Genomic DNA, 11,908 nt, shown 5'->3' with positions numbered 1-11,908 from the left:
TCTACACTGTGTTTGTCGTCGGCTGCGTCATTTGTTTATATGACACCCCTCCTACGCGTGAGCCCTGGGGGCCACCGCCGCGGGGGCGGCACCGCGAGAGATCGCGGTGCCGCCCCGTCGTCGTTTCGCGGATTCCACCGAAGCCTGGCCACGGCCCGCCACCCGCCGCCGTCGGCTGCGGGCCGGCGGCTCAGTTGAGGTACATCCCGGCCCAGGCGCCGTCGTAGCCGACCGAGACCATCGCCGTCTCGAAGTCGTCCCAACCGGCCTCGGGCTCCGAGAAGTGCTGCTCGAAGTACGCGACCGTCAGATCGCCCTCCAGCCACTCGTGGCCGCAGCGGCAGCGGACGAAGACGTGCGCGCGGACGTTGAGGAGCAGCCAGTCGCGGGCCGCCTTGCACTCGCCGCAGGTGATCACCGTGCCGCGGGGGTTCAGCTCGTCGTGGTGCGGGACCGCGCGGATCACGGGCTTGTCCGGCGAGAGTGTGGGGAAGTCGGGGATCGAGAGCTCAATGTGATCGAGCGGCGGGAGGTCAGCCGGCTCGAGCGGGTCATTGTGGCCGTCGTGAGGTCTCGGCGAATCCGACAAGTACAGCCCCTTCGTTAGCGATGCCGGGGTTAACCGGGCACATGCCGCATTTATTCCCAGAAACGACGCTTCGTTACCCAGCTGTGACTTCTCCAGTGCTGGAGTGATTGAGCACTCCACCTGGCCTGTGGGCGCGAGTTGGCCTGCTGAGCGTCGGTCTTGGCCGGAAGGGTCAGCAGACGATCTCGTCGAGGTCAGCCGCCGTGTGCTCGAAGTCGGAGATGAAGAGGTGGTAACGGAGCGTGCCGCGGTAGTTGGCGGTGCGGTCGTCTGCGATCGCGGCGGCGTTCTCTGCGGTGCCGAAGCGGACGACCGAGCCGTCTGCTGCCAAGCGGACCAGAGCGTAGACCGCTTGAGCATCAAGGTGCCTGGCGAGTTCGTGCAGGGCCCGCGCTGGTCCGGGCAGCGCCCCGAACTTTCCCTCGTCGGTCGTCGTGCCTTTGACCTGGACTAGGAGCCGAGTGGCTCCGCGTTTTGCCAGGAGATCAGCGAAACGAAAGTTCTTCGCGAGCCTGTTCAGGTTGATCACTTCCCAGCCCGCTGCGGCGAGGGCGGCTTCCGCCTCCTCCTCCGCTCGCTCGCCGACCTGCATCTTCTCAGCTGCCTGCATCCAGCTCTCCTTGGCCGTGGCGGACATCGATCACCTATGCCGCCCGCCAAGTGTGAACCAGGGCCCCGACATCAGCGCACTTGCCGGCTGTGGGCGGCGAGAGCGTCGCCCGCTGCCGTTGCGGGCCGACCCCCGGCATCTGACAGGCCATGGCAGGGGCTCAATCACACCGTTGTCGGTGTGGTCTTCTACACTGCTGGCGTGTCCAGGAGTAACCCCGCCACCGACAGTGCCGCCTCGGCACGTGGGCGAAGTGTGGTCTGGCACACGGCTGGCAGCGGCAAGTCGAACACAGTCGCATGGCTGTTCCTCGCCGCGAGGCGGGCGGATGCCCCCCAGGTCAGCAAGTGGCAGCGAGCGTTGCGGGAGCGGTTGTCCCTCCTGCAGGAGATCCGGCATCTCGACCGGCACAGCCCGGCCCGATCAGACCGCTCCGATCTTGAGGAGGGCCTGTGCGATCTCATCGAGCGCGTGCCGACGTCGCTGGCAGAAGCCCCGCCCACGCCGAACCTGCCGACGATTCTCTTCGCCCGCGGCTGCGAGGCCGACCGCACGTGCTGCTCACCGCCGAGCTTGGTTGACGATCTTCCGCTCCCGCCAGGCATGAGAGACGACGCCGAATGGGTGTCGGCTGCTTTGTCCGTCCTGACGCTGGCGGCCTTGGTCGTATCAGGCCGCCTGGTGCTCGCCCTCCGAGTCAGCCTTCCGCCGCTTGGTTATGTCCCGCCGACGTGGGCCTGTGCGTGCGGCCCGAAGCGCTTGGCCGCTCCGCTGGTTCCTCGCGGGCCCTCTGCCGTGTCCCTGTCCGACGTCCGCTTGTGGGGGCACCGGTCAGGGCTGGGCCGTGGCGGGCTGGTCCTCGCGGCGTAGCCGTACCGCGTGTCGCCTCTTGGCTTCCGAGGTTGACATGCAGTTTGTTAAGGGATTGACAGGGCTGGTGGCCGCTGCCGCGTCGTTCGCCGTGCTGCCGTGGTGGGGATTCCTCGTCGTGGTGGTGCTTGCGATCGTGGTGCTGGGCGGGTCGCAAGTGATCACCACCATCTGGCCGAGTGAGTCAGCTGACCGCAAGGTGCTGATCGAGCAGTGGCAGATCAACTACCACGACCGGTGGCGTCGCCGAACGGACCGCCGCGAGCGCCGCTGGCGACAACGGCGGGCGGGCAAGGAGCTTGACCGCAACCACCGGAGGCGCAACGGTCCCTCGTCCGGCGGCCCGGTACCGTGACCGGCTCCCGGAGGCCAGCGCCTCCAGCCGGTAGGAGTCCTGCATCGGGCGGGCGAGTCCGGGGCACTGGGTGAGGCGAGGCTGGAGTCCGTCATCCCGTGGCCAGGTCGGCCTGCCGGACTTCTCGGGCAGGACAGGGACTTCACCTGCTCGGGGCGCGTCGGGTGGCGGCCTGTTCGGCTCGCAGGACCTGGACGACAAGGGCGGAGGCCGCCTTGTGGAGCCGAGGTGAGCGTGCCTCCGCAGCGGCGGCGCGGGCCGGCGGCTCGGTGGTGGTGGCAGCACCGTGAAGGAGGGCGGTGAGGGCCGGGCCGGTGCTGAGCCAGGTGTCGATGTTCGACCACATCTCCGCGTTGCGTTCCTCCACCGCGGTGGTGTGACCGGGCTCGATCGGTGTCCCGTCCGCCCGGGTGTGGCGTAGCAGGGTGGCGTTCCACTCGTCGAGGATCCGGTTGGCTCCCGCGAAGGTGCCGGCCAGGGTGCGCAGGTAGTAGCCGGCCCGGTCGGCTTCCTGCCCGGGCGGCAGGAGCTGGTGGGCGGCGTGGCCGTCTTGGAGGAGGGCGTCGGCGTGAGGCAGGACCCGCTGGAGGTGGGCGAGTGCGTCGGCGTCGCGGCGGACTTTGCCGTCGTCGTAGAGCTGCTCGTCCAGCGGCCAGCCGTCTTCGTCGCAGAGGCCGTCGGAGATCGAGTCCCAGTGGTCGAGGGCCAGTTGGGCTCCGTGGAGGGCTTCTTCCAGGACGGCCAGCCGGTGCCGGGCCAGGAGCCGGTCGTGGCACGGCAGCAGGGTGTCCTCGATGTCGGTGGCTGCGGTCTCCGGGTCTGCGGGGACTGCGAGTTGGAGCTGGTCGTCGGCGACGGCCTGCTGGGTGTAGGCGTGTCCGTCGGTCAGGGCGATTGACCGGACCGCGTAGCCGAGCCCGGTGGCGTGCTGATCCTCGGTGACGAGTATGCCGAGCGGCCGGGCGGGGTCGGTGAGGACGGAGGCGTTGCGGAAGTCGGCGAACCGGATGGGGCCGAGGGTGAGCAGCGAGACGATGTCGGCCATGTCCGCGTCGAGGTCCAGATGGTGCTCGGCCGTCCAGGTGCCGGGCAGGCGGGCGGCGAGGGCGGTGGCGTAGGAGGGGAGGTCCACGGTCCTGTTCTCGGTTGTCGGCTCGGGCCTGGGGCTGTCGTCGGTGCGGGCGAGCAGCTACGGTCGCGGTGCGGGCCCGGCGTGAGCAGTGCGCCGGGCCCGCCGTCGGTTCGGTGTGTCAGTCCTCGGCCGGGGTGGGGTCGACCGCGATGTCGAGCAGGCCCTCGGTGTGGGCGAGGTGCTCGTGGACCTGGGCGGCGTCGAGGCCGGTGACCACCAGGTGCCCCAGGCGCGCGGTGCCAAGGTCGCCGGCCGGGGGCAGGAGGACCTGCTCGCCCGGGTGGCACTCCCACACGAGGCGCTCCAGCCAGTCGGGGGTGCCCAGTTCGGGTCGGGGTCGGGCGGTGCGGACGGTTCCGGAGGCGGCCGGGTAGAGGAAGCGGACGCCGGCGGCACCGGAGCGGGTGGGGGTGAGGTCGGGTTCGCGGCCGAGGGCGATGTCGGCCGCCGCGGCGGCGAGGTCGATGCCGGTGGCGAGACGGACCAGGTGTCCGATCAGGTCGCCGCCGATGCGCCCGTTGACCTCGATCAGCCGGGGCCCGTCGGCGGTCAGGCGCATCTCGACGTGGGAGACGCCGCTGTTCATGCCGAGGGCGTCCAGGGCGGCCTCGGCGACCGGGCCGACCTGGGCGAGCAGCGGGTCGCCGGCGCCCACGACGTGGCCGACCTCCTCGAAGTGGGGTTCCGGTCCGAGTTCCTTGCGGGTGACGGCGACGGCGGTGGTGATGCCGCGGCGGGTGACGCACTCGACGGAGATCTCGGGGCCGGCCAGGTACTCCTCGACCAGGACGCCGCTGCCCTCCTCGCCCTGGTCCTCGGCTCGGCCGCTGGCGTAGGCGAACGCGCCCGGCAGATCGTCGGGGTTCTCCACCTTGATCACGCCGATGCTGCCCGCGTGGGCGACGGGCTTGAGGACCACGGGGTAGCCGATGCGGCGGGCCGCGCGGGCGGCGGTAACCAGGGAGGTGACCCGGATCGACTGGGCGGACGGCACGCCTTCCGAGGCCCACACCGCCCGGGAGGCGGCCTTGTTCCGGCAGGCCGCGGCGGTGGCCGAGGACTGCCCGGGCACACCGAGGTCGGCGGCGACGTGCGCGGCCGGCACCAGCGCGTACTCGTCCCAGGTCACCACGCCCTTGATGTCGTGCCGCTCGGCGAGGCGGGCGACCGCCCACCGCAGCTGATCCAGGTCGCCCAGGTGGGCCACTTCGTGGTCGCGGACGTGCCCCAGCTGCCAGGTCGGTTCGGTGGCGTTAACCAGGACCAGCGGGCTGCGCCCGGCGGCGGAGGCGAGACAGTAGGAGCGATAGGCCGGGTCTCCCGAGCCCAGGACCAGGAGCACACCCTCGTCACGGGTGTCGTTCGTCGGGGCGGTGACGGTGGTCATGCTGGTCCTTCCGGTACGGGGCGGGGCGGCGGGCACGGTGGGGTTCACCAGCGGGCCCCCGTCGGCAGGTGCGGGGCGGCCTGGTCACCGAGGCGCTTCGACAGCCGTCGCAGCGCGTGCTCGGTGGCGGGCTGGTGGCCGGTCAGGTGGACGACGGTGCGCAGGATGCGCGGCCGGTAGCCGAGGCGCGCCTTCGCCAGGTGGTTGGCGCGGCCGGCGTCGATGAGGGTCGCGCCCTGGTCGAGTGCCCAGCGGGCGGACTCGCACATCAGCCAGGTGTAGACGAGCGGGGCAAGGGGGTTCTCGTAGTCGAGGCCGGAGGCCCAGAGGTAGAGGCAGCCGTCGTACAGCCAGCCGTAGATCCCGCCGACGAGGTGGCCGTCGTGGCGGGCGGCGAGCAGGATGGTGCCGGGGACGGTGACCAGCTGCTCGAACATGTCGGGGCCGTAGAGGCGGGTGCCGTGGCGGTCGGCGGTGCCGGCGGCCAGCGGCGCGAAGGCGGGTACGGCGTCGAGGATGTCGCGGGAGTGGGTGAGCGGGTCGAGGCCGAGGCCGGCTTCGGTGCCGCGGCGCCAGCGGCGGCGGATGTCCCGGCGTTGACGCGAGGGCATGCCATGCCACCACTGGTCGAGGGTCGGTCCGAGTGTGCGGGTCCAGGCGACGTCGGTGGCCAGGTCAAGGACCGTTCCCGCGCCTGCGGTGCGGGCGGCGGTGGTCAGCCGGTCGGCCTGGGCCTGGTCGAGGCCGGGGTGGACGAGGGCGCTGGCGCTGAGCCGGGTGGCGAGGTCGAGGCCGGCCCGGGTGGTGGCGGAGGCCAGCGTGGCGGTCGCGGTTCCGGCGCCGCCGTACTCGGCGTGCGGGCTCCCGGCGTACAGGACCCGGCCGGGCCACACCGGCGGGACGCCGGCGTCGGTCTCCTGGCTCGTCCAGTACGGGGAGCCGTCGGAGTCGGTGAGGAAGAAGGAGACGGTCTCGGCGTCCCCGTCGGGGTCGGTCAGGTGGAGGTGGTGGTGGTCCAGGATCCGTTCGGTGGTGAGCGTCGACCAGGCGCTCGCCCAGGCTCGGGTGCGGGAGGGGTGCGGTGCGCGCCGGGTGTCGGCCGGGGCGTCGTCGGGTTTGTCGTACGAGCGGGCGGTGGCCTGGGGCACGGCGGAGTGGGGCAGGGTCATGCGGTGGCGGTCTCCAAGGGGTTGGGGGAGGCTCAGGCAGCTTCGGCCTGGATGGCGGGCTGGTCCTGGTCGGCGGGCTCGGCGGCCGGCTGCTCGTATGTGTGCCGGTGCCGGTGGAGGCCGGTCAGGCAGAAGGCGGTGGCGACGGTGACGGCGACGGCTCCGGCAAACAGCAGGGCCCTCACTCCGTCGGCGGGGACGACGGCGACCAGCAGGCCAGCCAGTGGCAGGGGGGCCAGGACGAGCAGGACGCAGACCGACAGCGTCGCGCCGAAGCGCCGGGCGGGGATCAGGCGGGCGCGGGCGGTGCGCAGGGCGACCGTCGCGGCGCCTTCGGCGGCCATCAGGGTGGCGACCGCGGCGGTGTAGGTGACCAGGGTCGGCGCGATGGCGGCTCCGGCGGCAGCGGTGCAGGTGATGACGGAGGAGGTGAGGATCACGGGGAACAGGCCGTACCGGTCGATGGCCGGCTTCGCGGCGAGGACGGCCAGCAGGGAGGCCGCCGCCGCGATGCTCCACACCAGGCCGGTGGCGGCGGTGCTGTGGTGGAGGTCCTGGGTGACGGTGATCGGAGTGGAGACCTGCAGGAGTCCGGACAGCAGGTTCGCGGCGGCCAGCGTGGCGACCAGCCAGGCGAGGGCCGGGGTGCCGAGAACTCCCTTCAGGCCGCCGGCCAGGGCGTCGCGGGCGCGCTCGCGGGGGTGCTCGGCGACCAGGCGCAGGCGAACGCGCGGGGTGTGCATGACCAGCGCCATGGTGAGGGTGACGGCGGACAGGATCGCCACGGTGGCCAGCAGGAGGGCCGGACCGGCGAGCAGCAGTGCTCCGCCGATCAGCGGGCCCAGCAGCGCCGCGCTCTGGTCGATAGCGGTGAATCGCGACTGCACTCGGTGCGCCTGGGCTCCAGCTCGTCGGCTCGCCTCCGACCCGAGCGACTCGACCGCCAGGAAGCTGCCTTCGGCGAGCATCCCGGCGACGACGCCGAAGCCGAGCACGATCGGCACGCCGAGCCCCAGGCTCATACCCGCCAGGGTCAGCAGGGCGGCCCCGCCGCGCGCCAGGCTGGTCGCCAAGACGGCGGTCTGCGGGCTGTGCCGGTCGACCAGCGGGCCGCCGAGCACGATCGCGGCGAGCCGGGGCAGCCACTCCAGCAGGAACGCGGCGCCGGTCCAGATCACCGAGTGGGTGAGGGTGAGGACCAGCAGCGGCACCGCGTAGGTGATCACCGAACCCGCGAGGGCGTCGGTGCCGCGCAGCACATAGCAGCGCAGCAGCCAGTCCCGGTCGCCCTGCGGCGCCCTGCGCTGGGCACGCTCGGCGCGGTCGCCGGGTTCCGTGAACGGGAAGACGGACATGCTGCTCCTGCTGGCGGTCGGCGGCTGGGTGGTACGCCCGCCGACGGAGCGTCGATCGCGTCCGTCGGCGGGCGGACAGCCAGACTCCGCGCTCGTCGGCCCGACGCATCGCGCCGATCTTGTGCTAAGGGCAGACCGCGCTGCGAGTCACTCGTTCGACGGCAGTGCACCGTTTCCCGACCAGTTGTCAGTACGGGATGGCATCATCAGCCGCGTGTCCATACCGTCGCGGACAGGAAGCATCTACTCGTTAAGCGATCCCCGAGATGGGAAGATTCGCTACATCGGGCAGACCCGGCAACCCTTGCCCCAGCGCAAGGAGCAGCACATCAACGACCCGACGAACCCCGCCATGGGCGTGTGGATCGGCATCCTGGTCGGGCAAGGGCTCGAGCCCAAGATCAGCCAGGTGATTCGGGTACCCGTCGACGACCTCGATCGGGTCGAGAAGGAACAAATCGTGCTCCACCACCGCAGGGGGCATCCCCTCCTCAACGGTGAGCACAGACGCAGCAATCTCAAGCCGCTGATTCGTAGCGAGCAGATGCACGCCGGCGTGCGACCCGCTGCCGTGGCTCCCCATGACGAGCCGTCGCCGCCGGAACCGGAAGCGTCCATCGCGAAGAAGGACGACCCGAGCAACCCCCTCGGCCTTCGACCCGATGCCCTCTGCTGGTTCCAGCGCCGCGCCGAGCAGCACATCAGGCTACCTGCGGACCGGAATCGGCTCGGTGTGTTCCTCCTCGATGCCGGATGGCTGCTGGGCCTGTGGCTGGCCATGACCCTCCACTTCTGCTTCCGAGGGATGCGCACCCGCTACAGGCGCAGCAAGGCCCTCCGCTGGGCGGTGTTGCTGGCCATGTACGCGGCAATCGTTCCCTTCGATCCGGGATTGCGGGCCTTCGTTCACGACTACTGCACGTCGCGGCTGCCGATCGGCGGCATGCAGAGCATGTGGCACACCTATTTCGAGCACTTCGCCCTGGGTGCGCTCCGAGTCGCGGAGATCATGGTGGTGATCGGACTCGGCGGCTCCTTCCTTCTCTTCGCCGTGACGTACAGCGAGCAGATCAAGCTCGCACGCGCGGCCAAGGCCCGGAGAGCCAAGGCGAAGAGGGACAAGCAGAAGGCGGAAGCGGCTGCACGGTCGAGACCCGGCGGGTTGGTTGCAGACCTAGACGCTGCGCTGATCTATGGAGTCCCTGGCTCGCCCAAGGTAGCCGACATGCTCCGTTCTCCAGCGCCCAGCTGATCATCGTCGGTTCGCGACGACGGGGCGCCCCTCGCGCCGGTCTGCGGGAAGGGCGTCCCCGGGCGGATTCAGCGCCGGCTGTTACGGGCCTGACGTGCGGGCGCGGGTGCCAGAGCCGTCGGTCCCGCGGGCTTCGCGGTAGCGCCGGACGTCTCAGGTGCTGAGGGTGCGGCCGACAGCTTCGCGATCCGGCGGACCCGCCAGACCATGGCGGCGGTGACGGAGTCCGCGGTGCCGAGTTCGCGGCGGTTCCGGGCCTCCTCCAGGAGCGCGGCCGGGTCGTAGCCGGCAGCCTCCGCCTCGGCCAAGGTGGCGGCCAGCGCGTCCCAGTCGCTCCCGCCGTGGTCACCGGCACCCGCGCCGGGTAGCTTCGCCCGGATCGCCGCGTCCTGGCGCTCACGCACCGCCGAGGGCAGCGAGCGGCCACGGGCGGCCATGGCCGCCATTGGGCGGGCGGCCACCGTGGCGTACGCCGCCCGCAGTTGCTCGGCCGCCGCGCTGGCGGCGGCGGCCTGCTGGGCGTGCGAGCGCGCGGAGTGCCACCGGGCGGAGGCGATGGCCAGCAAGATCAGGGCCGAGAGCAGCATGGCGGTGACGCCGCCGTCCTCGCCGCGGTTCCCGGTATAGCCGCTGCTGAGCATCTGGCGGGCAGCCGCTCGCACTGCCCGGTTGTCGGCCCGTTCGGCGCGCACGTGGGAGCGCGACGCCCGCTCGAATGCCCTTGCCGCAGATAGAAGTTGGGCCCTGGTGTCGGCCGGCGCACGGACGGCCAGTACGTCGATGATCTCGATCGCGCCGACCAGCTGCGCCGCTGCGTCCTCTTCGCTCCCTTCGTCGATGGTCTGGGTGGCGTCGTCGACCGCCGCAGCGGCGTCCCGGCGGGCGCGGGCGGCGTTGGAGCCGGGCACGCGAGCCTTGCCGGTGGCCGGGTCGCCCGGTTCCGCGTTGCTCGGCACGTCGGCCCGGACGCCCCCGCTCAGCCGCTTGCGGATGCGCGGGAGGGAGAGGTCGGGTGCCAATTTCGAGCCAGGGAAGTAGACCGGGTCGCCCTTGCCGTTGCGGTCGTCGGGGTCGGCGACCGAGTACCCCAAGGTGTCGCCGGAAGGTCCGATGCGCCGCTGCACCAGCAGGCCGGCGGCGGCGAGGCGGTCGAAGAACTCGGCTTCGCTCGCGCAGCCCGCGACGGCGCGGCGTACCTGGTCCCGCAGCTGGAGGCGCACGGGTTCCGGTCGTCCGAGCCGCTCGGCTTTGTGGGTTTCCGCACTGGTCGGGCGCTTGGCGGCGGTCTTGTCGCCGGGATTGAGCTGCTTGAGGCCGAGGTCCTTCTCGATCTGCCGGCACTCGTCCTGGGCGCGCTGGGCGTCACCGTTGAGGCGGGCTTGGCGCCCGTCGCCGCGTACGACGGTGGCCATGATGTGGATGTGGCGCGGGTCGTGGCGGACCGCGATCCAGCGGCATCCGTCAGGGTCGCCGGGCTCGGCGATGCCGGCGGCGGCGACGACGCGGCGGGCGACCTCGGCCCACTCCTCGTCGGTGAGCAGCCGGTCGTCGGGGTCGGCGCTGACGGGGCAGTGCCAGACGTGCTTCTTCGGCCGCCTCGGTCCGAGCTGGTTGACCCGCAGGTCCAGGACCTGCTCCAGCTGCTTCAGGTTCGCTGCGGGGTCGCGGCCGGGGTCGGGCGCGAAGCCGTCCCAGCTCGCCACCAGGTGTGGGTCGAAGTGTTCGTCGTGCTTGCCGGGGCCGTAGAGGTAGGCCAACAGGCCGTACGTCTTGCTGCCGCGGCTGATATCAGGGACCAATTGGTCCACCGGCGACCAGCTGGGCGGCGGCGGCGTCGACTGCGGCGACCGCGGTGCGGACGGCTCCGAGCGTTGGGGCCAGCTCTGCTGGCTGGACGTAGCCGGCGGCGTTGAGGCCGAAGACCATCTGGTTGAGGTTGTTGCCGACGCGGGCGAGCTGCGCGCGGGAGGAGGCAAGCTCGTCGACGGCGCGGTCGAGGCGGTCTTGGGGGTCACGGTCAGCGGATGTTCCGCGGGCGGCGCTGATGGCGCTGGTCGCGAGGAAGCGACCGACGGTGACGGCGCGGGCAGCGGCGGCGGTGTCGATCTCGGTTTTCTCTTCAATGTTCAGACGCACGGTCAGCTTGCACGTGCGGCTCTGGGGGTCGCGGTGGCGACGGCGCGGGCGGCGCGCGGGCGGCGCGTCGGTGGTCGGCTCAGCGGTCGGCTCGGTGGCGTCGTTCAGCAGCTCGATCGTCTCCTCCTCCTTCTCCTTCCCGGCACCCCCTGGTGCCGGGAGACCGAGGACGAGTCGAGCGCCCCGCTCGACTCGTCCTCGGTCTCCCTCGCCCCTCCTGGGGGCGAGGGCAAGTGCGAAAACCGGGCGTAAGCCCGGCTTTCGCGATAGCTTGCTGCGCCGTAGGGGCCAAGCGGTCAGGCACCGAACTGCGCTACTGGGCAAGCACTTTGGCCAGATCAGGCGGCGATTTCCTCCAGTTCGAGCTTGGCATCGAGAAGCACTCCGAGCCCGTAGTCCATGACCTCGACGGGGCCCTCCAGGACGACCTTGGGCCCGTGGGTGGTCCGGCGGACGAGCCAGCTTCCGTCGCTGGCGGCGGTGGCGGTGCGGACGAGACGCTGCTCCAGGAGGAGGCTCATCAGGGCATCGGGCGTGGTCTTCGGCGTGGTGGTGCGGGTCATGGGCGTTTCCTCGGGAGCGAGTTGGGCGTTGGGCGGGAGTGCTGTGCGATGGAGTGCGATGGGCGTGCGGTACCGGTTGGGGGAGTCGGCGGAGGTTTGGCGTCGGTGTCCTCGATCATCTGCAGCAACTTGCCCATCCGCTCGTTGCTGATGGAGTAGCCCTGCTCGCGGAGCCCGGCGGCCACGACCTCCCGGTTGGTGCGGCCGGCCCGCGCGGCGGCCTGCCTGGCGACAGGGACCAGCACCTCGAGCTTCACCCGCGCCCGTCCGGTTGCCGGTAGCGGACCGGACGAGCCCGGCACGGGTACCGGACCGGACGGACCCGACCCCAGCACCGGACCGGGTGCCGGACCGGACGCGGGCACTGGACCGGACGGACCCGACCCCAGCACCGGACCGGGTGCCGGACCGGACGCGGGCACTGGACCGGACGAGCCCGACCCCAGCACCGGACCGGGTGCCGGACCGGACGCGGGCACTGGACCGGACG

Annotated in this window: 11 protein-coding genes; 2 read left to right on the top strand and 9 right to left on the bottom strand. The window is 71.7% G+C overall.

Going from position 1 to position 11,908, the window contains the following annotated elements; translation table 11 throughout:
* Positions 1–190: 190 nt before the first annotated feature.
* A complete protein-coding gene (locus ACFC1T_RS18470) occupies positions 191–466 on the bottom strand; it encodes a hypothetical protein (protein ID WP_375889821.1) in 276 nt (91 codons plus the stop codon).
* Between the two features lie 295 nt (positions 467–761).
* The gene (locus ACFC1T_RS18465) at positions 762–1,199 is read right to left on the bottom strand and encodes a hypothetical protein (protein WP_375889818.1); all 438 of its coding nucleotides are present in this window, start codon (positions 1,197–1,199) and stop codon (positions 762–764) included.
* A gap of 907 nt (positions 1,200–2,106) precedes the next feature.
* Here ACFC1T_RS18465 and ACFC1T_RS18460 point away from each other — a divergent pair.
* Positions 2,107–2,424: a hypothetical protein gene (locus tag ACFC1T_RS18460; RefSeq protein WP_375889816.1), complete on the top strand. Its 318-nt coding sequence runs from the start codon at positions 2,107–2,109 to the stop codon at positions 2,422–2,424.
* 142 nt (positions 2,425–2,566) lie between these two features.
* Here the strand turns inward: ACFC1T_RS18460 and ACFC1T_RS18455 are convergent, their stop codons facing one another.
* The 4 genes from ACFC1T_RS18455 to ACFC1T_RS18440 all read right to left on the bottom strand — a co-directional run bounded on the left by ACFC1T_RS18455 (position 2,567) and on the right by ACFC1T_RS18440 (position 7,467).
* Entirely contained in the window at positions 2,567–3,556 is a 990-nt protein-coding gene (locus ACFC1T_RS18455; RefSeq protein ID WP_375889813.1) for a hypothetical protein, read from the bottom strand.
* Positions 3,557–3,674: 118 nt separating this feature from the next.
* Positions 3,675–4,943 (bottom strand): acetyl-CoA carboxylase biotin carboxylase subunit family protein, encoded by a 1,269-nt coding sequence (locus tag ACFC1T_RS18450; protein WP_375889810.1) that lies wholly within the window; start codon positions 4,941–4,943, stop codon positions 3,675–3,677.
* Positions 4,944–4,987: 44 nt separating this feature from the next.
* Positions 4,988–6,112 (bottom strand): GNAT family N-acetyltransferase, encoded by a 1,125-nt coding sequence (locus ACFC1T_RS18445; RefSeq protein WP_375889807.1) that lies wholly within the window; start codon positions 6,110–6,112, stop codon positions 4,988–4,990.
* Positions 6,113–6,144: 32 nt separating this feature from the next.
* Complete coding sequence (locus tag ACFC1T_RS18440) at positions 6,145–7,467, bottom strand: MFS transporter (RefSeq protein ID WP_375889804.1); 1,323 nt, start codon at positions 7,465–7,467, stop codon at positions 6,145–6,147.
* Between ACFC1T_RS18440 and ACFC1T_RS18435 the strand changes: the two genes are divergently transcribed.
* Positions 7,466–8,719 (top strand): hypothetical protein, encoded by a 1,254-nt coding sequence (locus ACFC1T_RS18435; RefSeq protein ID WP_375889801.1) that lies wholly within the window; start codon positions 7,466–7,468, stop codon positions 8,717–8,719. The genes ACFC1T_RS18440 and ACFC1T_RS18435 overlap by 2 nt on opposite strands.
* Positions 8,720–8,787: 68 nt before the next feature.
* Here the strand turns inward: ACFC1T_RS18435 and ACFC1T_RS18430 are convergent, their stop codons facing one another.
* From ACFC1T_RS18430 to ACFC1T_RS18420, 3 genes are read right to left on the bottom strand one after another with little or no spacing between them, the layout of a single operon-like run.
* Positions 8,788–10,518, bottom strand: a complete 1,731-nt coding sequence (locus ACFC1T_RS18430) for a relaxase/mobilization nuclease domain-containing protein (RefSeq protein WP_375889799.1) — start codon at positions 10,516–10,518, stop codon at positions 8,788–8,790.
* Positions 10,508–11,179, bottom strand: coding sequence for a hypothetical protein (locus ACFC1T_RS18425; protein ID WP_375889797.1), 672 nt, complete (start codon positions 11,177–11,179; stop codon positions 10,508–10,510). The genes ACFC1T_RS18430 and ACFC1T_RS18425 overlap by 11 nt, the downstream gene beginning before the upstream one ends.
* Before the next feature lie 14 nt (positions 11,180–11,193).
* Positions 11,194–11,418 (bottom strand): hypothetical protein, encoded by a 225-nt coding sequence (locus ACFC1T_RS18420; RefSeq protein ID WP_375889795.1) that lies wholly within the window; start codon positions 11,416–11,418, stop codon positions 11,194–11,196.
* Positions 11,419–11,908 lie beyond the last annotated feature (490 nt).

The sequence above is a fragment of the Kitasatospora sp. NPDC056076 genome (assembly GCF_042266305.1).
Taxonomy (GTDB): domain Bacteria; phylum Actinomycetota; class Actinomycetes; order Streptomycetales; family Streptomycetaceae; genus Kitasatospora.
This window is presented reverse-complemented; position numbering and strand designations above follow the sequence as displayed.